Annotated in this window: 20 protein-coding genes; 11 read left to right on the top strand and 9 right to left on the bottom strand. The window is 52.4% G+C overall.

The genetic code is table 11. From position 1 onward, the window contains the following. Window positions 1–120: 120 nt before the first annotated feature. Window positions 121–1,374, top strand: a complete 1,254-nt coding sequence (gene tyrS / locus PMI41_RS01125; RefSeq protein ID WP_008120865.1) for a tyrosine--tRNA ligase — start codon at window positions 121–123, stop codon at window positions 1,372–1,374. 52 nt (window positions 1,375–1,426) lie between these two features. Here the strand turns inward: tyrS and PMI41_RS01120 are convergent, their stop codons facing one another. Further along, a complete protein-coding gene (locus PMI41_RS01120; protein ID WP_008120862.1) occupies window positions 1,427–4,864 on the bottom strand; it encodes a DUF3971 domain-containing protein in 3,438 nt (1,145 codons plus the stop codon). Window positions 4,865–4,972: 108 nt separating this feature from the next. Between PMI41_RS01120 and PMI41_RS01115 the strand changes: the two genes are divergently transcribed. Together PMI41_RS01115 and PMI41_RS01110 are read left to right on the top strand one after the other, a co-directional pair. Beyond that, window positions 4,973–5,446 carry a peroxiredoxin gene (locus tag PMI41_RS01115; protein WP_040853425.1) on the top strand — a complete coding sequence of 158 codons (474 nt, stop codon included), beginning with the start codon at window positions 4,973–4,975 and terminating at the stop codon, window positions 5,444–5,446. A 107-nt stretch (window positions 5,447–5,553) separates the two neighbouring features. After that, complete coding sequence (locus PMI41_RS01110) at window positions 5,554–6,819, top strand: M23 family metallopeptidase (RefSeq protein WP_040853424.1); 1,266 nt, start codon at window positions 5,554–5,556, stop codon at window positions 6,817–6,819. Window positions 6,820–6,830: 11 nt separating this feature from the next. Here the strand turns inward: PMI41_RS01110 and prfB are convergent. From prfB to PMI41_RS01095, 3 genes are all read right to left on the bottom strand, one after another. Continuing rightward, window positions 6,831–7,959, bottom strand: a protein-coding gene (prfB, locus tag PMI41_RS01105; protein WP_157179267.1) for a peptide chain release factor 2 whose coding sequence is annotated in 2 segments (ribosomal slippage) — window positions 6,831–7,889 and window positions 7,891–7,959 — 1,128 coding nt in all. Because the reading frame shifts where the segments join, the coding sequence is not laid out codon by codon here. A gap of 104 nt (window positions 7,960–8,063) precedes the next feature. Next, window positions 8,064–10,523 carry a penicillin-binding protein 1A gene (locus tag PMI41_RS01100; protein WP_008120855.1) on the bottom strand — a complete coding sequence of 820 codons (2,460 nt, stop codon included), beginning with the start codon at window positions 10,521–10,523 and terminating at the stop codon, window positions 8,064–8,066. Between the two features lie 247 nt (window positions 10,524–10,770). Beyond that, window positions 10,771–12,000, bottom strand: a complete 1,230-nt coding sequence (locus PMI41_RS01095; protein WP_008120853.1) for an N-acetylmuramoyl-L-alanine amidase — start codon at window positions 11,998–12,000, stop codon at window positions 10,771–10,773. Window positions 12,001–12,785: 785 nt separating this feature from the next. Here PMI41_RS01095 and PMI41_RS01090 point away from each other — a divergent pair. From PMI41_RS01090 to PMI41_RS01055, 8 genes are all read left to right on the top strand, one after another. Beyond that, window positions 12,786–15,722, top strand: a complete 2,937-nt coding sequence (locus PMI41_RS01090) for a ribonuclease E/G (RefSeq protein WP_008120852.1) — start codon at window positions 12,786–12,788, stop codon at window positions 15,720–15,722. Window positions 15,723–15,893: 171 nt separating this feature from the next. Further along, window positions 15,894–17,303, top strand: a complete 1,410-nt coding sequence (locus PMI41_RS01085; RefSeq protein WP_008120850.1) for a M48 family metalloprotease — start codon at window positions 15,894–15,896, stop codon at window positions 17,301–17,303. Between the two features lie 46 nt (window positions 17,304–17,349). Further along, window positions 17,350–18,141 carry a DsbA family protein gene (locus tag PMI41_RS01080; RefSeq protein WP_008120849.1) on the top strand — a complete coding sequence of 264 codons (792 nt, stop codon included), beginning with the start codon at window positions 17,350–17,352 and terminating at the stop codon, window positions 18,139–18,141. 115 nt (window positions 18,142–18,256) lie between these two features. Beyond that, window positions 18,257–18,697 (top strand): type II 3-dehydroquinate dehydratase, encoded by a 441-nt coding sequence (gene aroQ / locus PMI41_RS01075; protein WP_008120847.1) that lies wholly within the window; start codon window positions 18,257–18,259, stop codon window positions 18,695–18,697. Window positions 18,698–18,735: 38 nt separating this feature from the next. Then, window positions 18,736–19,203: an acetyl-CoA carboxylase biotin carboxyl carrier protein gene (gene accB / locus PMI41_RS01070; protein ID WP_008120846.1), complete on the top strand. Its 468-nt coding sequence runs from the start codon at window positions 18,736–18,738 to the stop codon at window positions 19,201–19,203. 28 nt (window positions 19,204–19,231) lie between these two features. After that, window positions 19,232–20,593, top strand: coding sequence for an acetyl-CoA carboxylase biotin carboxylase subunit (gene accC, locus PMI41_RS01065; protein WP_008120844.1), 1,362 nt, complete (start codon window positions 19,232–19,234; stop codon window positions 20,591–20,593). 59 nt (window positions 20,594–20,652) lie between these two features. Beyond that, the gene (gene aat / locus PMI41_RS01060; RefSeq protein ID WP_040853423.1) at window positions 20,653–21,222 is read left to right on the top strand and encodes a leucyl/phenylalanyl-tRNA--protein transferase; all 570 of its coding nucleotides are present in this window, start codon (window positions 20,653–20,655) and stop codon (window positions 21,220–21,222) included. An 83-nt stretch (window positions 21,223–21,305) separates the two neighbouring features. Next, on the top strand, window positions 21,306–21,722 hold the full coding sequence (locus PMI41_RS01055) for a VOC family protein (RefSeq protein ID WP_244423887.1): 417 nt from the start codon (window positions 21,306–21,308) through the stop codon (window positions 21,720–21,722). Window positions 21,723–21,724: 2 nt separating this feature from the next. Here the strand turns inward: PMI41_RS01055 and PMI41_RS01050 are convergent, their stop codons facing one another. The 5 genes from PMI41_RS01050 to gatB all read right to left on the bottom strand — a co-directional run bounded on the left by PMI41_RS01050 (window position 21,725) and on the right by gatB (window position 25,210). Beyond that, window positions 21,725–22,168, bottom strand: a complete 444-nt coding sequence (locus PMI41_RS01050) for a DUF2155 domain-containing protein (protein ID WP_008120837.1) — start codon at window positions 22,166–22,168, stop codon at window positions 21,725–21,727. Between the two features lie 75 nt (window positions 22,169–22,243). After that, window positions 22,244–22,642: an NADH:ubiquinone oxidoreductase subunit NDUFA12 gene (locus tag PMI41_RS01045; RefSeq protein ID WP_008120835.1), complete on the bottom strand. Its 399-nt coding sequence runs from the start codon at window positions 22,640–22,642 to the stop codon at window positions 22,244–22,246. A 70-nt stretch (window positions 22,643–22,712) separates the two neighbouring features. Further along, entirely contained in the window at window positions 22,713–23,201 is a 489-nt protein-coding gene (locus PMI41_RS01040; protein ID WP_008120833.1) for a GNAT family N-acetyltransferase, read from the bottom strand. Then, the gene (locus PMI41_RS01035) at window positions 23,198–23,707 is read right to left on the bottom strand and encodes a GNAT family N-acetyltransferase (protein WP_008120831.1); all 510 of its coding nucleotides are present in this window, start codon (window positions 23,705–23,707) and stop codon (window positions 23,198–23,200) included. Before PMI41_RS01035 ends, PMI41_RS01040 begins: the two co-directional genes overlap by 4 nt. Beyond that, window positions 23,708–25,210: an Asp-tRNA(Asn)/Glu-tRNA(Gln) amidotransferase subunit GatB gene (gene gatB, locus PMI41_RS01030; protein WP_008120830.1), complete on the bottom strand. Its 1,503-nt coding sequence runs from the start codon at window positions 25,208–25,210 to the stop codon at window positions 23,708–23,710. It lies immediately after the preceding gene. Window positions 25,211–25,225 lie beyond the last annotated feature (15 nt).

Below are 25,225 nucleotides of genomic sequence, written 5' to 3'. Positions count from 1 at the left end.
TAAGCAGAACGAATGACAGCGCCCTGAAATCGGGGCGCGTCTACCGCGTCGTCACCGGCCAATTCACGGACGTCTTCCGCATTGCAGCTTTGCAGCACCGGATAAATCAGGAATAAATCTATGTCTGCCTTCAAATCCGAATTCTTGCACACGCTTTCCACCCGTGGTTTCATCCATCAGACATCTGATGATGCAGGCCTTGATGCGCTTTTTGCCAAGGAAATCGTGTCAGCCTATATCGGTTTTGATCCTACAGCCTCCAGCCTGCATGCGGGCGGACTGATCCAGATCATGATGCTGCACTGGATGCAGAAGACCGGTCACCGCCCCGTCGCCTTGATGGGTGGTGGTACCGGTATGGTGGGTGATCCTTCCTTCAAGGATGAGGCGCGCAAATTGATGACGCCGGAGATTATTCAAAGTAATATCAATGGCATCAAGCAGGTTTTTGCCAATTACCTGAATTTCGGAGATGGCCCGCAAGACGCCTTGATGGTCAACAATGCCGAATGGCTGCTGCCCTTGAACTACCTTGAATTCCTGCGTGATGTCGGCCAGCACTTCTCGGTCAATCGCATGTTGTCATTCGACTCGGTCAAGCAGCGGCTTGACCGCGAGCAATCGCTTTCGTTCCTCGAATTCAACTACATGATCTTGCAGGCCTATGACTTTGTCGAACTGAACAAGCGTTACGGTCTTCGCCTGCAGATGGGTGGCTCCGATCAGTGGGGCAATATTGTCAACGGTATTGATCTGGGGCATCGCCTTGGTACGCCGCAGCTTTATGCATTGACGTCGCCTCTCCTTACGACATCCTCCGGCGCCAAAATGGGTAAGTCCATGAACGGCGCAATCTGGTTGAATGCTGATCTGCTCAGCCCCTATGACTTCTGGCAGTACTGGCGCAATACGGAAGACGCGGACGTCACACGCTTCCTGAAGCTCTATACGACGCTACCACTTGCTGAAATCGCAAAGCTTGGCGCACTCGGTGGCGCTGAGATAAACGAAACAAAGAAAGTGCTCGCGACGGAGATCACGGCCCTGTTGCATGGCAGGCAGGCGGCTGAGGAAGCTGCGGAAACGGCTCGTAAGACATTTGAAGAAGGCGCATTGGCAACCAATCTGCCGACTGTTGAAGTTGCTTCCGGCGAACTGGAAGCAGGAATTGGTATTCTCACGCTTCTCGTCAAGGCTGGCCTTGCCGCATCGAATGGCGAAGCTCGCCGGCACGTTCAAGGTGGAGCTGTACGTATCAACGATGTGAGCGTTTCAGATGAAAAGGCGCAAGTCGGAACATCGGAAGTGACAGCCGATGGCATAATCAAGCTGTCGCTGGGCAAGAAGAAACACATCCTGGTGCGTCCAGCGTAAACTGACTCTCTTAAAATGTTTATGCGTGTTCAAAGCCACGCATAGACACCTATCACTGAAACTCGAATATTGAGCGGAATATGCCCGGTGCAATCACGGAAATCGGGTTTACGATGATCTGTGGTTGCTTCAATGGTCCTACCAGCTTGTAGGTAATGCCGATCAGTCCGCGATCCCGGCCATTGCCGAGAAACAAGCCAAGCACTGGCAAGTCGCCGAATATACGATTGATACCATAGGCTGGCATGAACGTTCCCGTCAGAGCCATGTTCCCCTTGGGGTCACTCAAGACACCTTGAAATGTTGTTCCAATCGTCGATCCGCGGATGACGCCGTTTGCGAGCTTTATATAGTTTTCACCCTTTTCGATCTGCGAGAAGCCGCGTTCGAACGTAACTGTCGAAACGTCGATGTTTTTCTTCACAGCGTCATTGAGGCTCGTCCCATTTGGCGAAGATGATACCAGACTTGCAAGCCTCGGCTCGTTGACGAGTGTGAAGTTGCGCGCATCGATCTGACCGCGCAGTGGTCCATCGCCTTTTGAATCCAGCGTTACATTGATGTCACCGCCCTGCATCTTGTCGTAGAAGCCAAAGAACCGAAGTACAGCCCCTGCATCTTTGGATTGCAGGCTGATTGACCGCGAACCACTCTCGGAACTGTCCGCCGCCAGTATCTTGCGCCCAGCTTTGGTTGACGCGTTGAATGCAAGACCCGAAACAGCAGACCCTACCCCCTCGTAGGACAGTGAAACATTGCTGAGATCTTCCGCATAAAATCCCGTGACGGAACCTATATCCGCATTGACCAGAATGCGTTGTTTACCACCCGTGTTCGGGCTTTCACCGCGTTGTTTTCGCTCAGTGATCTGATTGAGCAAAGGTCGCGCATCAAACGCGTCTCCTTTTACATCAACACGGTAGCCATATTGCGTACGCGTCACCTTCACAGCAACATCGTCACCGCGATTAAGTTTTGCCGTGCTGAATTCAGCTGTCTTCAGATCGCCGTCGACAACGCTGACATCACCACGCAGCCGGAAAGTATCTCCAGCTATGTCCAAATTGCTGATCTTCACATTGTCGCCATCCTGCTGGATCGCAAACTTGGCACTGGCTTTGACACCAGCTCCCTTTGTCCACCCCAGTTGCGCCAGCCTGATCTCGGCTTTCGTCAAATCAGCCACAGCCACCCTTGAGCCATCCGCTGCTTTCTCGATATCCACGGAAATTGGTCCGGAAAGCAGCGGATCGAGCGCCGGGAAAAGATTGTTACGGGTTTTGTCGTCGAGCTTGAGCGTAACTTTCTGTTCACGTCGGGAGGTATTGTCGCCTAAAGGTTCAAAAAGTTCGATTTCAGCTGGTACGCCATTGAGTTCCGCTTCAGCATCAATACGAGCCTCAGACTGCGTTACAAACAGGCTGCCATTGGCATTATCGACCATTTGCCCATCGATTTTCTTCGCAATCGAGACATCCGAGATTTCCATGTCGGCCGACCATTTGAGGCTACCCGGCGGAGAATGTCGTGTAACCGGAAATGTTACCAAAACATGGGACTTCACATTACCCTTGATGTCGTCTGGCCCGAAAGGCAGCTTGTTCAAGCCATTTATCGGCTTGAACCCGATGATTTCGGCAACAGCAGAAGCGTCTCCCTCCAGATTAAGATCTAGTTCCGACAATACCGGCCTTTGCGGTCCCCATGGTATGATGAGCTTGCCGCCAATTATCCGTGCTTCACGATTATTCGGCGTAAATGAAGAGCCTTTTTCGAGATCGATCGTCGTATAGGCGCCGCGAACGCTGATCTTTCCATATGCGTCACGCACAGGAGGCAGATCACCGACAATGTCAAAACGCGAATCTTCAATGGTAAAATCGACCTGCACTTCGTCTTGGGTGAGTGGCGGCGGCTTTCCGGGGCCATTGAAGCGGCCGGCGGGGAAAACCACGTCAATGCGACCATCCTTTGCGGTACCCCCGACAAGATTGTCCTGCACCCAGCGCCTTGCGCCGGTGGCAGCCCAAACCGGCCATAACTGCTTGGCATGGGAGACGGGCATTTTCGGAATGCGCAAATCCAGATTCATGGCAGGCGACCCCTGCCCGAACGTCGCCCCTGCCTGACCGTAAAGTTCGCTTTCGCCATTGCCGCGGACGGCAATTTCCGCAACATCCAGTCTTTTTGCGATGGGATCGTATCTACCGGCGACCCGCGCATTGAATTCCAATGGCTGTTCCGTTGAGTCCTGCGGTTTTGACTTCGCCTCCTCGGTTATAAGCTCAAACCGATAACCGGGATTTGAAGCCGAATTGCTACCATCCGTCTTGACCGGCTCCGGTCCTATTGCCCCTTCAATGATGCCTTCAAAAGCTCCAAAATGAACTCTTGAAGGTTTGATCTCGATTTTTTCGGTCCCTGAGATGTGCTCAAACGTAATTGCTGACGCTACAATCATGTCATCGACATTGCCGATTGTGACAGGTCCCTCTCCAATGTTCACCGTGCCCCACACTCTGGCAGGCTCAGCGGTATTCGCGGCAATTCCGTCGAGTTTCAAATCAGAAAGATTGTCATAGGAAAAATAAGCTCCATCCGGCTTGATTCCATCAATATCCGGCACGGGGGCGGTACCCAGCTTCCCCGTCAGCGGGATTTTATTGATCGCAAGGGAGAAAGCTTCGATTTTGCCGCCGACTGCAGACCTTTTAGCCTGCGCGGAAATTTCAATCTCCTTGCCTTGCCATTCTACGATACCATCAATGGCGACAGGGCCACCCGTTTCCGAAAGATCGAGCTGCACAATGCGTAGGCGCTTGGGTTCCCCCGCCAGCGTAAAATCAAACGCAGTGTCCGAAATGGAGATATCCCGGGTTTCGCGTTGATCGAGCAATGAAACAGCGCTTTCCAGACTTGCAAAAATTGCTTGCGAAGCGGCATCGAGATCAATCAAGCCTCGACTATTCTTGGGAACAAGGCTCATGAAATCAAAGGGACTATGCGATGTCACCTTGATCTGAGCGCCTTCAAGTTCCAGCCGTTCAACGCGTACATTGCCGCGCAGCAATGGCATGGTGGCCAAGCCGATACGGACTGCGCGTACATTGTTAATGGCAATGCCGCGCTTATCGTCGGTGATATTCACGTCGCGGGCTTCGAGAGCCACATGCCGCCTTTGATCCAGCGAGATTTGCGCAGATTTGATTGTTGCATAGGCATCAGGCCCGGCAACCGACTTCAAGGCATCCTCTGCCCGCTGTGTAAGCGCCTCTCCGCCCACACCTACGCGCAAAACCACAAATGCTATTCCGCCAAGCACGGCAAGAAGAATAATGAAGGAAAAACAAGCACCTGTGAGCTTGTATAAAAGCGAACGCCGACGCAAAGTAGCAACCGGCACCTGACCTTGCTCGCTAGCAGACGGGTGCTTGTGAAGCTTCGTGAAATCACGCTTTGTAAAGCGGACTTTTTCCGGTTTCTCTGTCAAATTCCCAAGCCAATTGAGGAATCAATTGGGAAACCGTAGATGATTCCCGTACCTCGCTATAGTTACGTAATTGAAGACCGCATACAAGAATCAAAGAAAGGCATTCCTATGACAATTTTGGAAATCGGCAGCAACGCTCCGGATTTTACACTGCCGAAAGATGGCGGCGGCACGATCACCTTGTCTGCGCTGCGTAGTGGCCCTGTGGTTCTGTATTTTTATCCAAAGGACGATACCAGTGGTTGCACGCAGGAAGCGATAGAGTTCTCGGGGTTGAAACCCCAATTTGAGAAACTTGGCGCCAAGGTCATTGGTATGTCCCCTGACCCAGTCAAGAAACACGATAAATTTATCGCCAAACATGACCTTAAAATCGATCTTGTCGCCGATGAGGAAAAGAAAATTGTCGAGGCCTATGGTCTGTGGGTCGAAAAGAGCATGTACGGTCGTAAATATATGGGCGTGGAACGCACAACATTTCTGATTGGCACAGACGGAAAAATCGCAAAAATCTGGAACAAGGTCAAAGTCCCCGGCCATGCTGCCGAAGTGCTGGAGGAAACCAGGGCTCTCGTCGCCTGACGGGTCATTAAACTCGTTGGCATGGTCTAATCTATCAGAGTTTATTAACCTTACTAAAGTCTAATACTTTGATAGATCGAAGCCCGCCAAACGATGGTGTAGCCGCAGTGAAGAAACGTCCCAATCAAAGCATCTTCAACGGCATGAAAGAGCCCCACACGATCATTATCGCGCGGGGCGATACAATTCGGCATTTTACTTTGAAGCCTTGGATGGGTATCGCTGCGGGCACATTCGTTATTGGATTGGCAACCTGCTATTTGTTGGCAACATCCTATCTGGTTTTTCGTGACGATCTGCTTCATGGCAGCGTTGCGAGACAAGCGCGATTACAACAAGCCTATGAAGATCGCATTGCATCGCTGCGGACACAACTTGATCGGGTAACCAGCCGCCAGATGCTTGATCAGAAGTTGATGGAAGGCAAGATCAGCGAACTCGTAGAGCGCCAGAAAACTCTGAGCGACCAAAGTAATCGTCTAGCACCTGTCCTTGAACGCGCAGGTAAAAATCTTCCTGGAGAGTTGCGCGTAGATAACAATCTTCCGAGCCTTGCGGATTCTGAGGAATCCGAAGGATTCTACGGCATAGATCCAATTATCACCGGGCCAACGACATCCAGCCGCAAGATTGTCCCGACACCAAGCAAACCGGCCAAGCTTGGCATCGACAAGGCAGAGTTGCTGTTTGACCGTGTAGATCGCTCTCTCGGCATGCTTGAGACAGATCAGGTAAAACAGGTGCAGGCATTGTCGAACAAGGCCTATGAGAGTGCTGATCGAATTAATGGCGCGCTCGCAAATGCGGGTGTAAAATCACCCATTTCCCAAGAGCAGACTGGCACCGGCGGACCACTCATTCTGGCAAGCGCCACCCCCACAACAGATTTTGATACGAGCATAGCCGATCTTGATGCTGCGCTGCTACAGCTTGAGCAGGCCAAGACGCTGGCTAATTCGGTTCCAATCGCCAATCCTGCGCCCGGCATGCCGGTCTCAAGTCCATTCGGCACCCGCAGAGACCCTTTGCTGGGCTTATTGGCCTTTCATTCCGGTATGGATTTTCGCGCAATGAGTGGAAGTTCTGTACTTGCAACTGCCAAAGGCACAGTGACAGCCGCTGATTACAATGGCGGTTATGGCAATATGGTGGACATCGACCATGGCAATGGACTCTCAACGCGCTATGGTCACATGAGCCAGATTCTGGTCGCGGTTGGTCAGCAGGTAAATATTGGCGATGTAATCGGTAAGGCCGGTAGCACAGGGCGCTCTACTGGCCCTCATCTGCACTACGAAGTTCGCAAAGGTGGCAGCGCTGTTAATCCGGCAAGCTATCTCAGCATCGGCCGCCAGATCGCGGCCGAGCTATAGTTGAGATTGATCTAAGCAATATCTTCTACTTCAACGTCCGTACCATGGACGCGATGAGCGAGCGCTGCTTCCATGAACATATCGACTTCGCCGTCCAGAACGTCCTGGGGGCTGGTGCTTTCCACGCCGGTACGCAAATCCTTGACCAACTGGTAAGGTTGCAGAACGTAGGAGCGTATCTGATGTCCCCAACCGATATCGGTCTTTGAAGCAGAAATCGCATCTGCCGCCTGCTCACGCTTTTCAAGCTCAGCTTCGTATAGGCGCGCCCGCAACATTGACCACGCCGTGGCACGGTTCTTGTGCTGCGAACGTTCCGCCTGACACTGCACAACGATACCAGTTGCTATGTGTGTAATGCGTACCGCAGAATCAGTGGTGTTGACGTGCTGACCGCCTGCACCTGATGCGCGATATGTATCGATGCGAACATCTGCTTCAGTAACGGCGATGTCGATATTATCGTCGACTACTGGATAGACCCAAATGCTGGAGAATGATGTATGTCGCCGCGCATTTGAATCGTAGGGCGAGATACGAACCAGCCGATGAACGCCAGACTCTGTCTTCATCATACCATAGGCATTATGTCCCTTGACGAGGATTGTAGCGGATTTGATACCCGCCTCTTCCCCATAATGGACTTCAAGTAATTCCACCTTATAGCCTTTGCGCTCCGCCCAGCGGGTGTACATGCGCAAAAGCATATTGGCCCAATCCTGGCTTTCAGTTCCGCCGGCACCGGAATGTACTTCGACATAGGTATCGTTGGCATCGGCCTCACCCGAAAGCAGGGTGTCGATCTGGCGCCTGTCTACTTCGGTCTTGATGTCGCGAATGGCGGCTTCAGCTTCGTCAACAATTGACTTGTCGCCCTCCTCTTCACCCATGGCGATCAACTCGATATTGTCTTCGAGTGTCTGCGACAGTGTGCGAATGGAGTTGATGCTGTCCTCGAGCTGCTGGCGCTCACGCATCAATTTTTGTGCTTCCTGCGCGTCGTTCCACAGCGCCGGATCTTCAGCGAGCTGATTCAGATATCCCAAACGTTTGATTGAAGTATCCCAGTCAAAGATGCCTCCTCAGCAGGCTTATGGCCTGCTTGATCTCATCGACCAGCGTTTCGATTTCGGCGCGCATGGGGTATTATTCCTTAAAGTTCATTCGAATTTCGGCGGACCATATTGACTGGTCAACACGATGTAAAGTCTTGAAAACGTCAATGAAGACGCAAGAATTGGTGATCAGAATAGTCCGCCGCCGCCGCCCTGTATGGCACGGTTGACGTTAGGTGACTGAACTTCTACTGGCGAGCCTTCGGAGAAGGTATCCATGCCGATAACGGAGTAGCTATCTGCTGGCCCAGTACCCGGTTTAAACTGCTCCATGATCACATTTGCACCACCTTCAGCGGCACGCATCCCGGTTTTGCGATCAATAGCAATTGGTGTCATGCCTTCGGGTGGGTGGAAATCAACTGGTCTGCGATCTCTTAGTGCAGCCTCTGCAAAATCCTTGAACACAGGAGCGGCCAAGCCGCTACCGGTGAAGCCGTGGCCCATGGGTTGCGGATTGTCATAACCGAGATAGACGCCGAAAACGAGGTCAGGCGTGAAGCCGATAAACCATGCGTCTTTTTCATCGTTTGTAGTGCCTGTCTTGCCGGCAATCGGGCGGTTCAGGCTTTTAAGAATAGTTGCAGTACCGCGCTGAACCACACCCTCCATCATGGAAGTGATCTGATAGGCAGTCATTGGATCGAGCACCTGATCACGATCGTCAATTAATTCTGGATCACTCTGCCCTGTCCACTTTTCCGCTGAGCAGTTCTCGCACTTGCGCTCGTCATGCTTGAAGACAGTCTTGCCGTAGCGGTCCTGAATGCGGTCAACCATGGATGGCGTGATCTTGCGGCCACCATTGGCAATAATGGAATAGCCCGTCACCATGCGCAGAACCGTGGTTTCACCTGATCCTAGTGACATGGCCAGAACCGGCAGCATCTTGTCATAAATCCCGAAACGCTCGGCATATTCAGCAACAAGCTTCATACCCATGTCTTGAGCAAGCCGGACGGTCATAAGGTTACGTGATTGCTCAATGCCGTAGCGCAACGTCGATGGTCCGGCAAACTTGCCGCTGTAGTTCTTTGGTGCCCAAACGCCAAGGCTGCCGCCCTGATCAACGGAAATGGGACCATCCAAAACCACGGAAGCCGGGGTATAGCCGTTGTCGAGTGCAGCTGAATAAACGAAAGGCTTGAATGACGAGCCTGGCTGACGCATCGCCTGCGTGGCGCGGTTAAACTCTGATTGAGCAAAGGAGAACCCGCCCACCATGGCGAGAACACGGCCCGTGTGCGGGTCCATGGCTACAGCGCCACCTTCAATCTTGGGGATCTGATGCAGATCAAACTCAGTCTCGCTGCCTTCTTTCTTCTGAACGAAGACAACATCGCCGACATGGAACACGCCTTCGAGCGATTTGGCACTGGTACGCTTATCGCCATCAATAACCCGGAAAGCCCATTTGATATCGTCAGCGGCAATCGTGCCCTGCTTGCGTTCCTGCACCACTTTACCGGATGCATCCTGCTCTGGTCGCAAGCCGATAATGGCCTGCTGCGGCGTTACTTCCAGCACGACGGCTAGGTGCCAATCAGGAACGTCCGAAAACTCCTTGATCTCGGAGAGAGGAAGACCCCAGTCACCCGCTGTCGAAATGGTCTTGTAAGCACCACGATAGCCTTTGGCTTCATCGAACTTGAACAGACCATGCTGCAGGGCGGCACGTGCCTGAACCTGCATCTTTGGATCAAGTGTGGTACGAACCGAAAGCCCACCTTCATAGAGGGCGTTCTCGCCGTAACGCTGGATGATCTGGCGACGTACTTCTTCAGTGAAATATTCTGAAGCAAAGAGGTAATTGCCCGTATGGCGTGGTGTGACGCCCAGCGGCTCGTTCTTTGCTTCCTTGGCCTCTTCCATCGTCACATAGCCATTCTCTGCCATGCGGTCGATAACCCAGTTACGCCGTTCGACTGCGCGGTCAGGCTGGCGGAAAGGATGATAGTTGGATGGGCCCTTTGGCAGTGCGGCAAGATAAGCGGCCTGCGCAATAGTCAATTCATTGACCGACTTGTTGTAGTAAGTCAGCGCTGCGCCGGCGATACCATAGGAATTGAGACCGAAGAAAATTTCGTTGAGATAAAGCTCAAGAATACGGTCTTTCGAATAGGCCTGTTCAATGCGGAACGAGAGTATGGCTTCCTTGACCTTTCGGCCAATGGTCTGGTCATTGCTGAGAAGGAAGTTCTTTGCAACCTGCTGCGTGATGGTCGAAGCACCGACAGGACGGCGCGAACCCCAGTTTTGTACGTTCACCACGATAGCACGGGCCAAACCGCTAATATCAACACCGGGATGTTGATAAAAATTCTTGTCTTCAGCAGAGATGAAGGCAGCCTTTACGCGATCAGGAACAGCCTGAATTGGCAGATACAACCGGCGCTCGCGGGCAAATTCCGCCATAAGCTGCCCATCGGATGAGTGAACCCGGGTCATGACCGGAGGTTCATATTTGGCCAGAACTTCGTAGTCGGGCAAATCTTTCGAAATACTGACAACATAAAGCGCAACGCCTGCTGCACCCAGCAGCGCCATCACGGTGCCGATTCCGAAAAAATATCCGATCAAGCGTATCATGTGTATCCGGAATCCATTTTACCCAGTTGGCATTTAACATCGCTGCACATTAAGCCATGCAGGTCGTGTCGTGGAAAACACCAACCCCCGAAGGGTTTTCCATATCCGGCATCACATTTGCGAAAGTCGGATGTTGCTGACGCAATTGGGCGACAAATGTGACAAAGGCAAGGACAACCCGCCTGCGTTCACAATTTAAATACTAATTGTGGAGTTTCGGCAACGCACGCAATGGTTGCACATCGCCCTAATTAAGCGCACCGGCTGTCTTCAAACCTGAAAATTCGCCCACTGCCGTAGCTAGTCTTGAAGCAACGTGGGTACGCCATGCCGGGTCAAGCATGAGCTTTTCGTCTTCCGCATTGGAAAGATAACCGATTTCAACCAGTACAGAAGGCACATCCGGCGCGCGCAAAACCTGAAACCCAGCGAATCTGTGCGGGTTATTGATCATGTTGACGTCTTTTTTGAGCGAATTGACCACGTTCTTGGCGAAGCTCAATGAGAAATTATGCGTTTCACGCCGCGTCAGATCCATAAGGATATCTGCAATTTCCGGCGTTTCATTGTCGAAAGTAATACCGGCAACGGCATCTGCCCGGTTTTCACGATCAGCCATGGCACGTGATTCGGCGTCAGAGGCTTTATCAGAGACGGTATAAACCGTAGCGCCGCGAATATTGCCGCGGTTGATCGTATCGGCATGCAACGAGATGAACAAATCAGCTTCGTACTGGCGGGCGACCCGCACCCGTTCGGTAAGACGAAGAAACGTATCGTCAGTGCGGGTCATTTCGATACGCAGACCCGGTATCTTTGCCAGTTCATCGCGCAACTGCTGGGCGAACATCAGAGTCACGTTCTTTTCCATGATGCCGCTCGCGCTTTCAGCGCCACTATCGATACCGCCGTGCCCGGGATCAATTACAACAGTAAAAGGTTTGGGAGCCTTGCTCTTTTCATCCGGAGCAGCTGACGCGATCCTGTCGCCCTTCGGTGTACTTTCCGTCGATGCGGTGGTTGCGTTCTGGGTTTTCAAATCTTCCGCAAACTTCCTGTCTGATGATGCAACGAGATCAGCGACAAGCCGGTAACCCGGGCTGTTGTCATTCTTGATGACATCAATTCGCTCTACGGCAAATGGACCTTTAAGCGAGAAAATGAGTCGCGAACGCTCCGTATCAAGCATGCCGTAGCGCACATCATCGACAAGACCGCGAGGCTCAACTGACTTCTTGTCGAACGCAAAAACTGTTTTCGGCATATCGACGACGAGCCTGTGTGGGTGTTCGAGCAGCATGGTCGATACATCCGGCTCCTTGTCAAAATTGATGACAACACGCGTACGCAGCTCGTCCCCGGCTGCCTGATATGTGAGAGCGGCCAAATCATCGGATGCATAAGAATTTACGCTTGCCGGCAACAGGACCAGCAAACCCGCAAATGCAGCCAAAACTATCCGATAAATCACATTCATCTCTTTACCGATCGGAACCTGGCAGGCGTGAATACCACACAGACAGGCCCCTCTTTAATATCAGATCGAGCACTTGGTTGCACCCTGCAGGCGCAACATCACTTATAACCAATAGGTAAGGAACCATGGTTAATATTATCTTATAGCTGCGAGTTCCAGTCACCAGAATGACACGATTATGAAGAAGCCCTTGTCATAAGGCAGCACACCTCCTAAAAGCAAAGGTGGGTTAGCTTCATGCCCCTTGGAATCAGAACTTTGATGTCACGGCTAATGACCGGATAACAAAGATGCATGATCTGGAGTGGCGATAGCGATTTTCGCTGCAGCTGACCGAAAAAGAATTTGGCGCGAGCGGACAGGGATTGTCTGTAGCGCTTTTTGTGAACGGCAGATCGCCCGGACAAAGGCGTATCAGGCCAGCCCTATCAAGGGTGTTACCGCATGGTCCAGAAATCCTCGATTTTTGAATCATGCAGAATCTTAAGTTTGTTACTGCGTCCTTAGTGCGTTTAAGGACGCACGGCGCAGTAACGGGTCGGCACAGCGTGAAAAGCGTGCCATTCATGAGGTCGTTTCGTCAGGAACAGGAATGTTTGTTACAGACAGTATCATAACCGGCTTGCAAGCCGCGGCTGCCCGAGGGCAGCTCCGCGCGACGCCGGTTCTGTCTGTTCCTGCGAACTTTAATATATCCGGTAAATGTGAACACGCCGCACCAGAAACCCCACGGGTTTCCTGGTTGTCTGACGTTGCCAGCGTTTTGGCCGGGGAGAGCAGATATAATGTCGGACAAAATGCTAATCGACGCCTCCCACCAGGAGGAAACACGGGTTGTCGTGGTTCGCGGCAATCGAATTGAAGAATTTGATTTCGAATCTGAACACAAGAAACAAATCAAAGGCAATATCTATCTGGCGCGTGTAACGCGTGTAGAGCCGTCGCTTCAGGCCGCTTTCGTGGAATATGGCGGCAATCGCCATGGTTTCCTTGCGTTCAGCGAAATCCATCCGGACTATTACCAGATACCCGTTGCTGATCGTCAGGCACTGATTGATGCTGAGGCGGAAGCCGCCAGTCAGGATGAAGATCACGAAGAAAATGCCAATGAGCAACGTACGCGCGATCGCAATGATCGTGGTTCGCGCAATCGGCGTCGCGGACGTCGCGGTTCGCGTCAGGGTGACGACGCCGTAAAGTCCGACTCCGCAGAGTCCGATGATGAAACCATAGTCGCTATCGATGCTGGCGAAGTTTCCGAGAATACAGAGCAGCCCTTCCCGAAAAACGAAGACGACGCTTCACCTGATGATGATGGTAATGGCCAGACTATGGCTGCTGCTGTTGAAACAGATGTCATATCGGAAGCTGTCTCATCGGATTCAGATGATGCATCTGAAGATGACGACAAAATTGTAGAATCGGAAGGCGGCGAAACACGCTCCAGGCGTTCACGCAATAGGTCAAACGACGATAAGGAAGAGCCACACGACGAGCTGGACGAAGTTGAGTCCGTCGGTGCTGAAGATGCAATGGAAGAAGTTCCAACACATCAGCGTTTCCAGCGCCGCCAATACAACATTCAGGACGTGATCAAGCGCCGCCAGATATTGCTGGTACAGGTGGTTAAAGAAGAACGCGGCAATAAAGGCGCGGCTCTTACAACCTATCTTTCGCTAGCCGGGCGCTATTCTGTGCTCATGCCAAATACCGCCCGTGGTGGTGGCATTTCACGCAAGATTACCAGCATACAGGACCGCAAGCGTCTGAAAGATATCGTCAAGGATCTGGAAGTGCCGAAAGGCATGGGCGTTATCCTGCGCACAGCCGGAGCCATGCGCACCAAGCCTGAAGTCAAGCGCGACTATGAATATCTGATGCGTTTGTGGGAAAACGTGCGCAGCCTTACACTTGCGTCCAGCGCACCTACCCTCGTTTACGAAGAAGGCAGCCTGATCAAGCGCTCGATCCGCGATCTTTATAATAAAGACATTGCCGAGATTCAGGTTGCTGGCGAGAATGGTTATCGCGAAGCCAAAGACTTCATGCGCATGCTCATGCCGAGTCATGCCAAAGTCGTGCAGCCTTATCGCGACCTGACGCCGATCTTTGCCCGCAACGGCATTGAAGCGCAGCTTGACCGCATGCTGCAGCCGCAGGTTACCTTGAAGTCAGGCGGTTACATCATCATCAACCAGACCGAAGCTCTGGTTGCGATTGACGTCAACTCCGGTCGCTCAACACGCGAACATTCGATTGAAGACACTGCCCTTCAGACCAATCTGGAAGCGGCAGATGAAATAGCGCGCCAATTGCGTCTGCGCGATCTTGCCGGCCTGATTGTTATCGATTTCATCGATATGGAAGAAAACCGCAACAACCGTGCGGTTGAAAAGCGGATGAAAGATTGTCTCAAGGATGATCGCGCCCGCATTCAGGTGGGACGCATTTCGCACTTCGGACTGCTTGAGATGTCGCGTCAGCGCATCCGCGCCAGCGTCCTGGAAAGCACAACGCAGGTTTGCGCCATGTGTGGCGGCACCGGCCATGTCCGCTCCGCCTCCTCTATTGCGCTTCATGTCATGCGGTCGATTGAAGAATATCTGCTACGTCACTCGCAGAATAACATTATCGTTCGGACAACCGTCGCAACTGCGCTCTATGTGTTGAACCAGAAGCGCCAGAACCTCGCCGATCTTGAAACGCGTTTTGGCCTGACTATCAGCATCGAAGCTGATGACAGCGTGGGCGCTCAGCATTTTGCTATCGACAAAGGATCGCTGGCGCTTGGACCTGTTGTGCCGCTTTCAGAAACACCTGCGCTGGGTATTGCGGATGATTTCGACGAGAGTGATCCGGTCATTGAGGATATCGATGATGAAGCCGAGGCTGTGGCCACAGAAACTGTTCGTTCGGATGATGACGCATCCCGTAAGCGCAAACGCAAGCGGCGTCGGCGTGGTGGTCGCGACCGCCATGAAAATGGTGGCGCTGACCAAAGTCAGGCATCCGCAGGTGACGAAGACGCAGATGATGCAGACCAGCCACCTGTGGAAGGCGAAAATGCTGCACAGGCAGCCGCCCGCGAAGAAGAGAATGAACGGCGCAAGAAGCGTCGTCGCGGACGTCGCGGCGGGCGCAAGAATAAGCGTTTCGAAGATGGTGATGATGCAAACCGCAGCACTGCAAAAGCCGTGCCGGATGCCGAACCTGTGTTCGTTTCCATCCCTCTTCCCGATTTCTCCAAAGCCAAGCTTGCAGATGTCTCACCTGTAATTGCCGAAGCGCCCGTCGTTGCACCGGAACCTGTAGATGCAAGCGCCATTGAGGTGACGGTTATCGAAGAGGCACCCGTCAAAGCACCGGCAAAACGCCGTTCCCGTGCCAAGGCGAGTGCTGAAAAAGCTGAGGTCGTGGCAGCAGACGTGCCGGCAACAGCCGAAGTGGCTGCAGAAGCTCCAGTCAAGCCAAAGCGTGCTCCGCGTAAATCTACAAAGAAGACTGAAGCGGCCGCCGCTTCTGAGACAGTCGCTGCAGAACCAGTTGTAGAAGTTGCAGCACCAAAAGTTGAACCGACACCGGAACCTGTGGTTGAAGCAGCACTCGCACCAAAGAAGGTTGACGACAGCACACCTGTCATCACGTCCACGGGAAAAGACAAGAAGGCCGACAATGAACCAGCTCCTAAAAAAGGCTGGTGGCAAAAGAAGGGTTTCTTTTAAGAACTCCTGAATTATTGAGATTGAAAAACCGGCTGATTGCCGGTTTTTCTTTGTCTTGGGCATCTTCTTTCAAAAATATCGTAATATTGCCCGAATAAACCGACTTTTCACGATTCAAGGAGCTTCAATAAGCTCTCTTTCATTCGAAGATTGATTTGGGTACGAATAGGCATGATCGTATTACAAAAGACAGTTTCGCTTTCCCCTCTTGCAGGTCTGATGCGTGGAGCAATTGCTGCCGTAACGGCCAGTGCTCTTTGCCTTATTCAAACCGGCAACGGCTTTGCGCAATCATCATCCGTGCCGATTGTGCGCGACGCTGAAATCGAAGCTTTGGTCACAGACTACGCTGCACCGATTATCAAAACGGCTGGTCTCGGCAAGCAGTCAATCAAGATTGTTCTGGTCAACAGTCCCAGTTTCAACGCCTTTGTTGATGGCAGGCGGATCTTCATTAACACGGGCGCTTTGCTTGAAGCGGAAACGCCCAATGAAATCATCGGTGTATTGGCGCATGAAACGGGACATCTTGCCGGTGGACATCAATTTAAACTGCGCGAGCAACTTGCTGCAGCAAAAACAATGGCTGTCGTCGCGGGATTGCTTGGCATAGGTGCGGCGATTGCCGGTGCGGCCAGCAAGCAGAGTGGTTTGGCTCAAGCTGGCGGTGGTATTGCCATGGGTGCTCCGGAAGTTGCGATGCGTAATCTGCTGAACTATCAACGCACCGAAGAGATGGCCGCTGACCGTTCTGCCATCACTTATCTGGCCAGTACAGGTCAATCGGCCAAGGGCATGTTGACGACATTTGAGCGCTTCTCAAATGCTCTCTCTCTTACCGGTACGCGGGTTGATCCTTATCGTATCAGCCATCCAATGCCACGCGAACGTATTGCAAATCTTGAGACACTTGCTCACGCAAGCCCAGATTTCGATAAGAAAGACAGCCCTGCCCTGCAACAAAGACACGACCTCATGCGTGGCAAAATTGCCGCCTATACGGCTGGTGGGGCACGCGTGCTGCAAATCTTCCGGAAGGACCCGTCCAACATCGGCGCGCGTTACGGTGATGCCATTGCAACCTTCCTCAATGGATCTACGGAGTCGGCGCTTGGTAAAATCGACGCTTTGATCAAGCAGCAACCAAAGAACCCTTATTTCGAGGAAATTCGGGGAGAAATCCTGCTCAAGCAGAACAAACTTGATCTGGCAGCAAAAGCTTTCCAGCGAGCTGGCAGCCTCGACACACGAAAATCCAGCCTGATACGTATGAATTACGGGCGAACATTGATGCTCACCGGAAAGCCTGAAAACCTGAAAACCGCCGTCAATGAGTTGAAAGCCAGTATTGGTCGCGACCGCGAATCTCCAGCAGGCTATGCCTATCTGGCACAGGCCTATGGGCAGCTCGGCGATGCTGCGCGCTCAGACCTGGCCAGCGCTGAAGAAAAATACTACTCCGGAAAAATTCAGGACGCTCAAATCTTTGCGATCCGTGCCCAGCGTGCCTTGCCAAAGGGCTCCCCTGAGTGGATACAGGCGCAGGACATAATCAATGCCAAGCGCAGCAAGAGCAAATGATTGCCAAGGCAGAATTCTGCCAGTGGAATAAAAAGGGATAGATATCATGACAAAGGCCCCACTTATCGGCATCGCCGCCGGGCTTATCGCTATCGGTGCTTTGGCGCTTGGCTATCAGGCTGGCCGTTCACAGATGGCGCTGGCTGCGCCTGAACCGGTAGCTGTTGCAGCACCGGCAATTGACCGAACCGAGATTGAGGGGATTGTCCGGAACTATCTTATCAACAATCCGGAAGTCATGATCGAAGTACAAACCGCGCTGAACGAGAAACAGGAAGCTGCACAGCAGCAAGCTTCCACCGAAATTATCAGTGAAAACAAAGATAAGCTTTTCCAGTCACCGATGGATGCGGTTTTCGGCAATCCCAAAGGCGATGTAACTATCGTCGAATTCTTCGACTATAATTGCGGCTACTGCAAAAAAGCTTTGCCAGACATGGACGCGCTGCTCAAAAGCGATCCCAATCTGCGTTTTGTCATGAAAGAGTTTCCAATCCTTGGCCCTGACTCCACACGCGCCCATCTTGTTGCCAAGTCTTTCAAGACTCTGATGCCAGAGAAGTATTTGGAGTTTCACAGGGATCTTCTAGGCGCCGAAGGTCGTGCCACTGAAGATTCTGCCATGGCCATTGCAGTAAAGCTGGGTGCGGATGAGGCCAAGATGCGCGAAACCATGAAGCAACCGGAGATCGCCAATGCTTTCCGCACCAATTTCGAGTTGGCGCAAAGCCTGAGTATTACCGGCACGCCATCTTATATTATCGGCAACGAGGTTGTACCTGGAGCACTTGGCGCGGACGCTCTTGCAGAGAAAATCAGCCATATTCGCAACAAATAGTTGTTGCTTCTTGCCAAAACGAATTGTGGACAAGCAATAAGGCGTATTTGCAGGCTTTCCGCTTGGACATAAGCCGTCTATATGGGACCAGAACCTTTCAACCTGCCCGGTAAACATGAAACAGCAAGTCTTCATCCTCAATGGCCCAAATCTCAACATGCTGGGAAAGCGTGAACCCGGGATTTATGGTGCCACGACGTTGAGCGATATCGAGGCACTGTGCCGGGCCGAAGGGGAGAAACTCGGTGTCGATATCGAGTTTCGCCAGTCCAATCACGAAGGTGATCTCGTGAACTGGATTCAGGAAGCAGGAGAGCGTCGCGCTTTGGTGCTGATCAATCCTGCAGCCTATACGCATACTTCCATAGCACTGCATGATGCTATTCGTGCAGCAGGTGTAACGCTGGTGGAAGTTCACATTTCCAATATTCACGCGCGCGAGCCATTTCGTCATCACTCCTACGTTTCCTCTTTGGCCAAAGGGGTGCTATGTGGCTTCGGAGTTGATGGCTACGTGATGGGTCTGCGCGCACTCGTTAAGCTGGCGCCACAATAGCGGCATTCGCCAAACAGCAATAAGGGGCTTGAAAAAGCATGGCTACCAAAACCACCGGGATCGACAAGGTCATGATCCGCGATCTCGCGGAAATCCTGAATGAGACAGACCTTACCGATATCGAGATTGAACAGGGTGACCTGCGCATCCGCGTATCACGGCAAATAACAATGCAGGCCAGTGCTCCTGTCTATGCACAGGCAGCAGCGCCCGCAGCACTTGCATCCCCTTCGGCAGCCGCAGCGCCTGCCGCACCCGTCGGTGACCCATCGAAGAACGCCGTACCCTCCCCGATGGTAGGAACCGTCTATCTGTCACCAGCTCCTGGCGCTCGCGCATTCATTGAGGTCGGCACGCAGGTCAAAGAGGGTCAGACCCTTTTGATTATCGAAGCCATGAAGACGATGAACCAGATTGCCTCGCCTCGCGCTGGCACTGTCACCTCGATCCTCGTTTCGGACAGCCAGCCTGTAGAGTATGGCGAGTTTCTGGTCGTAATCGAATAGACGGAACCGTTACTGGATCGAGAACGCAATGTTTCAAAAAATACTCATAGCCAATCGCGGTGAAATTGCCTTGCGCGTCCTTCGCGCATGCAAAGAGCTGGGCATTCAGACGGTTGCCGTACACTCCACCGCCGATGCGGATGCCATGCATGTACGCCTTGCCGATGAAAGCGTCTGTATTGGACCGCCCCCCTCGCGCGATAGCTACCTGAACATTCATCAGATCGTTGCTGCCTGCGAAATTACCGGTGCGGATGCAATCCATCCCGGCTACGGTTTTCTGTCCGAAAACGCAAAATTCGCTGAGATTCTTGAAGCGCATAACATCACCTTCATCGGCCCCACCGCAGCGCATATACGCGTCATGGGTGACAAGATCGAAGCCAAGCGCACTGCAAAGCGCCTTGGCATTCCCGTTGTTCCGGGCTCTGATGGCGGCGTGACGGATGACAAGGAAGCTGCACGCATCTGCGCAGAGATCGGCTATCCGGTCATCATCAAGGCTTCTGCCGGTGGTGGCGGACGCGGCATGAAGGTCGCGCTGAACGAAGACGAGCTTTCTATTGCTCTCTCGACTGCACGGACTGAAGCCGGCGCGGCATTCGGCGACGATGCAGTCTACATTGAAAAATATCTGCAAAAGCCACGCCACATCGAAGTTCAGGTGATGGGCGACGGTTTCGGTAATGCCGTGCATTTGGGCGAACGCGATTGCTCGTTGCAGCGCCGCCACCAGAAGGTCTGGGAAGAGGCAAACTCGCCTGCGCTCAATTCCGATGCTCGCGAAAAGATCGGCATGATCTGTGCCAATGCGATGGCCGACATGGGCTATCGCGGTGCAGGTACAATTGAGTTCCTCTATGAAAACGGCGAGTTCTATTTCATCGAAATGAACACCCGGCTTCAGGTGGAGCATCCTGTAACCGAAGCAATTACCGGCATTGACCTTGTGCACGAGCAAATCCGTGTCGCATCCGGTGGCGGTCTTTCCGTCAAACAGGAAGATATCCGCTTCTCCGGCCATGCCATCGAATGCCGCATCAATGCTGAAGATCCGCGTACATTCGCGCCATCTCCCGGAAAGATCACCCATTGGCATACACCGGGCGGGCTCGGCATCCGCGTCGATTCAGGCGTATACACGGGCTATAAAATCCCGCCATATTATGACAGCCTTATCGGTAAGCTGATTGTACACGGTCGCAACCGCGTTGAGTGCATGATGCGTCTTCGTCGCGCTCTTGACGAGTTCGTCGTCGACGGTATCAAGACAACGCTGCCGCTGTTTCAGGACCTGATCAACAATCCTGATATTGCCAATGGCGACTACGACATTCATTGGCTTGAAAAATATCTGGCTGGTGACGCTCCCGAAACAGCCGAAGAATAATCCAAGGCTCAGGAATGGCGGGTAAAAACCCGGAACAAACATTTATTCTGGACCCCGAATTGCTGCTTCGAGCTTATGCAACCGGGGTCTTTCCCATGGCAGAAGAGGCCGATAACCCGGAAGTATTCTGGGTTCGCCCGGAAAAGCGTGGCATTATTCCCTTTGAAAACTTTTATGTATCCCGCAGCCTGCGCAAAACTGTACGCAAGGCGACGTTCGATATTCGCTACGATACCGATTTTGAAGGGGTCATTGCCGGCTGTGCGAGTGGCAGTGGCGAGCGTGCCCGCACATGGATCAATCAGCCAATCCGCAACGCCTATGGCAAGCTGTTCGAACTCGGCTATTGCCACACAGTCGAAGCCTGGCATGACGATAAACTCGTCGGCGGACTTTACGGCATATCACTGGGCTCTGCATTCTTTGGCGAGAGCATGTTCTCGCGCCAACGTGATGCTTCCAAAGTGTGTCTGGTTCATCTGGTCAGCCATTTGATCGAAAAGAACTTTACGCTGCTCGACACACAGTTCACCACCGATCATCTAGAGACCTTTGGCGCCGTGGAAGTCCCACGCCGTCAATATCAAAAGATGCTTGAGAACGCCCTCGCCCAGTCCGCAGAGTTCTGACGACAAGAATATTTTCGTCAAAGAGTAGGATTTATTGTTTTTCATTCGTCCTCTGATTGGGAACGATCCCGAACAGGAGAATTATGATGAAAATCAACGCTTATCTGAACTTTGATGGCAAATGTGAAGAAGCCTTCAAGTTTTACGAAAAAGTTCTTGGCGGCAAGATAGAAGCCATAATACGCTATGATGAAATGCCGGAAGGTGGCGACTTTCCACCTGAATCTGCAAAGAATGTCATGCACGCCATGTTGACCATTGGTGACAATGTATTGATGGGCTCGGACGCGCCACCGCCTTATTTTCAGAAGGCGCAGGGAATGACCGTCGCGATCAATATCGACACTCCGGATGAAGCAAAACGTCTGTTCACGGATTTATCGAAAGAAGCCGAAAGCATCATGATGCCCCTTGGCGAGACATCATGGGCGCAGCAGTTTGCCATGTTTACCGATCGCTTCGGCACGCCATGGATCGTTAACTGCCCGAAACCGATGTAGGATCAGCTTTTATCGGGCGCTGGTATATCTGACTTCTGTTTGCAGGCTTTGAGCCAGACATCATAAACCGGGTGTTCAACAGCGTTGAGCCCCGGGCTATCGGCAAACATCCAGCCGGAAAAAATCTTGCGGATTTTACGGTCGAGCGTGATCTCATCGACTTCAACGAAAGTGTCCGTTTTGGGAGCTTCCGTATCGGGGCGCGTATAGCAAACGCGCGGCGTCAATTGCAGCGCACCGAACTGGACCGTTTCGTTGATATAGACGTCGAAAGTCGTGATACGGCCGGTAATCTTGTCCAGGCCGGAAAACACGGCAATAGGATTGGTGATTTTTTCCTGCGCCAAGCTTGGAACCGTCAAGCCTGCCAAAGCAATCGCGCCGACAAAAAGTCTGCTAATGAACTGGCCTTTGAAGAAGGGAAAGAACTGGGTCGGACGGATCATTTCACTTCCGGTTTGGCATAACGACGAAGATTCCTCTCCGTCGATAAAGATCAATTGTGGCGACAAAAAATCCGTTTAGTTTCCGGGCGTCCAGGCATCGTAATCGCCGGTCACTGCCGGGCGGTTATCACCATGTGCAATCGAGCCTTTGGGGCGGTAAGCAGCAGCGGAACCTGTCAGGTTCTGCTGATGATTCTTTTCCCATGCATGCGGCTTGTAATCTTCCTGCGAGGGCGCTGTTGCAACGCGGTGATGCATCCAGCCATGCCAACCTGCTGGAATCGCCGAAGCCTCCGCATAACCATTATAGATGACCCAGCGGCGCTTGCGGCCCTCAGAGTCGAACGTGCCTTCGTAATAGACATTGCCAAACTGGTCTTCACCAACCTTCGTGCCCTTGCGCCATGTAAAGAAACGGGTACCGATTGTCTGGCCGTTCCACCATGTGAAAATCTGGGTAATGAGGTTTTTCATAGCAATCCTGCTTGCAACGAAGTCGTTTTGTTACCGGGTTTATGGCCGTATCACTGGCCGATAGCAAGGGTCAAGTTGACGCTGGAGCCGCTTTCAAACTGAGTTTGAAGCCCGCGTGAGATTTCTCGAAGCCAAGGCGTTCGTAAAAGCGATGGGCATCCGGGCGTTGATTGCTTGACGTCAGCTGCACCAATGAGACGTCGTGATCGCGTCCAATCTGCAAGCAATAGTTGATCAACTGCGCGCCAATACCTTGTCCGCGCATATCAGCCCTGGTCTGCACGGCCTCTATTGCCATTCTCTTGCGACCACGGCCGGTCAGTGAGGTGATGAAGGTAATCTGCGCCGTTGCAACAACCTCCCGGTTGATGACTCCGACCAAAAGCCTGTTATTGGGACTATCGCTAATGGCAGCGAATGCACGCTCATAATCTGGCAACGCACTCGCATCGGTCGTGTCCCCATGGCCGCCAACCGCATCATTGGCAAACAGAGCTATGAGTTCAGGCAGATCATCGATCGTCGCTTCCCGAAAGCCCAGACCAATTTCAACACTCATGGTGCGAGTTCGTATCCGGTGAGAGATTTTTCGAGAACAATCACTGATATGCCGGAATTTGGCTGGCCCCAGTCATCAATCTTTGTGCTGGTTTTCTCAAATCCCCTGCTCTCGTAAAATTCGACAGCATTTCGATTCTTGTCGATCACTTCAAGCTGCAGGGCAAAGACACCCGGAAACGCGCTTTCGACCTCAGCCAGAAGCAATGACCCGACACCTTTCTTTTGGTGTTCCGGATGAACATAAAGCTGATTGAGGATCGAAAGCTTGTGATCCTTCTGCGAAGCGTAGGCCATACCCATAATATCGGCTCCATCATCCGCGATAATGAATTCCGAATAGGGCTTGGCCAGTTGCTTTTTGAGTGCATCCAACGAATGGTAGCGAGCTGTAATTTCGTTGACTTTTTCAACGCCGTAGACATCGTCATAAGTGGCGTGCCAAGTCTCGACCAGCAAGTCGTGGACAGCGCTCAAATCTTCCTTGGTTGCGCTGCGGACCCACATCTACTCTGTAATCCCCAGCTTCGCCTTGACCAGATCGCTCAGAACCTGCGGATTCGCTTTACCACCAGTCGATTTCATCACCTGACCAACAAACCAGCCCGCCAGACTTGGCTTGGCTTTAGCCTGTTCAACCTTATCCGGATTAGCGGCGATGATTTCATCAACTGCCTTTTCGATAGCCCCGGTATCAGTGACCTGTTTCATACCGCGGCTTTCAACGACGTCACGCGGATCGCCGCCTTCATTCCAGATGATCTCAAAAAGATCCTTGGCGATCTTGCCGGAGATAACACCTTCCTTGATGAGATCGATTATTCCGCCAAGCTGATCCGGTGAAACAGGTGATTCCTCGATGCCCTTGCCTGCCTTGTTCAAAGCACCAAGAAGATCATTGATCACCCAGTTGGCAGATAGTTTTCCGTCCCGTCCCTTGGCTACCGCCTCATAGTAATCGGCAATTGCTTTTTCGGTCACAAGGATGGATGCATCGTACACGGACAGGCCAAGCGCAGAGACCAAACGAGCCTTTTTGTCGTCGGGGAGTTCGGGAAGGTCTGCCTTCAATTCATCGACATATGCCTGTGTAAATTCCAGCGGCAGCAGATCAGGATCGGGGAAATAGCGATAATCATGCGCTTCTTCCTTGGAGCGCATGGACCGCGTTTCGCCTTTCACGGGATCGAAAAGGCGTGTCTCCTGATCAATGGAACCACCATCCTCCAAAACGGCAATCTGGCGGCGTGCTTCGTACTCGATCGCCTGACCAACAAAGCGGATGGAATTGACATTCTTGATTTCACAACGCGTGCCAAATTCGCCGCCCGGTTTGCGAACCGAAACGTTGACGTCGGCCCGCATGGAGCCCTCATCCATGTTGCCGTCGCAAGTGCCTAGGTAACGCACAATGGTACGCAGCTTGGTCAGGTATGCCTTGGCCTCATCGGACGATCGCATATCCGGCTTCGATACGATTTCCATCAGGGCAACACCCGAACGATTCAAATCAACATAGGACATTGTGGGGTTTTGGTCGTGCAGTGACTTACCGGCGTCCTGCTCAAGATGCAGACGCTCGACGCCAATCTCAATATCTTCAAATTCGCCCTTCTTGTCGGGACCAACGGAGATAATCATTGTGCCTTCGCCGACGATTGGCTGCTTGAACTGTGAAATCTGATAGCCCTGCGGCAAATCCGGATAAAAATAGTTCTTGCGATCAAAGACCGACTTCAGGTTGATCTGCGCCTTCAAGCCAAGACCGGTACGCACTGCCTGACGCACGCACCATTCATTGATGACGGGAAGCATGCCGGGCATTGCCGCGTCCACCAGCGAAACATTCTCATTCGGGCCTGCACCAAATGTTGTCGAGGCACCAGAAAACAGTTTTGAATTGGAGGTTATCTGGGCATGGACTTCCATGCCGATGACGATTTCCCAATCGCCTGTGGCACCTGAAACAAAACGCTTGGGTTCGGGCGTGCGGGTATCAACGAGAGTCATGCTGGTCTGTCGTTC

The sequence above is a fragment of the Phyllobacterium sp. YR531 genome, from assembly GCF_000282595.1.
Lineage (GTDB): Bacteria > Pseudomonadota > Alphaproteobacteria > Rhizobiales > Rhizobiaceae > Phyllobacterium.
This window is presented reverse-complemented; position numbering and strand designations above follow the sequence as displayed.

Coding starts and splice junctions, on each gene's coding strand:
- PMI41_RS01100 (WP_008120855.1), bottom strand. CDS start 10,523: ATGATACGCTTGATCGGATATTTTTTCGGAATCGGCACCGTGATGGCG.
- tyrS (WP_008120865.1), top strand. CDS start 121: ATGTCTGCCTTCAAATCCGAATTCTTGCACACGCTTTCCACCCGTGGT.
- PMI41_RS01040 (WP_008120833.1), bottom strand. CDS start 23,201: ATGAGTGTTGAAATTGGTCTGGGCTTTCGGGAAGCGACGATCGATGAT.
- PMI41_RS01050 (WP_008120837.1), bottom strand. CDS start 22,168: ATGATCCGTCCGACCCAGTTCTTTCCCTTCTTCAAAGGCCAGTTCATT.
- PMI41_RS01080 (WP_008120849.1), top strand. CDS start 17,350: ATGACAAAGGCCCCACTTATCGGCATCGCCGCCGGGCTTATCGCTATC.
- PMI41_RS01035 (WP_008120831.1), bottom strand. CDS start 23,707: ATGTGGGTCCGCAGCGCAACCAAGGAAGATTTGAGCGCTGTCCACGAC.
- PMI41_RS01045 (WP_008120835.1), bottom strand. CDS start 22,642: ATGAAAAACCTCATTACCCAGATTTTCACATGGTGGAACGGCCAGACA.
- PMI41_RS01055 (WP_244423887.1), top strand. CDS start 21,306: ATGATGAAAATCAACGCTTATCTGAACTTTGATGGCAAATGTGAAGAA.
- PMI41_RS01090 (WP_008120852.1), top strand. CDS start 12,786: ATGTCGGACAAAATGCTAATCGACGCCTCCCACCAGGAGGAAACACGG.
- accC (WP_008120844.1), top strand. CDS start 19,232: ATGTTTCAAAAAATACTCATAGCCAATCGCGGTGAAATTGCCTTGCGC.
- PMI41_RS01085 (WP_008120850.1), top strand. CDS start 15,894: ATGATCGTATTACAAAAGACAGTTTCGCTTTCCCCTCTTGCAGGTCTG.
- PMI41_RS01115 (WP_040853425.1), top strand. CDS start 4,973: ATGACAATTTTGGAAATCGGCAGCAACGCTCCGGATTTTACACTGCCG.
- accB (WP_008120846.1), top strand. CDS start 18,736: ATGGCTACCAAAACCACCGGGATCGACAAGGTCATGATCCGCGATCTC.
- aroQ (WP_008120847.1), top strand. CDS start 18,257: ATGAAACAGCAAGTCTTCATCCTCAATGGCCCAAATCTCAACATGCTG.
- gatB (WP_008120830.1), bottom strand. CDS start 25,210: ATGACTCTCGTTGATACCCGCACGCCCGAACCCAAGCGTTTTGTTTCA.
- PMI41_RS01095 (WP_008120853.1), bottom strand. CDS start 12,000: ATGAATGTGATTTATCGGATAGTTTTGGCTGCATTTGCGGGTTTGCTG.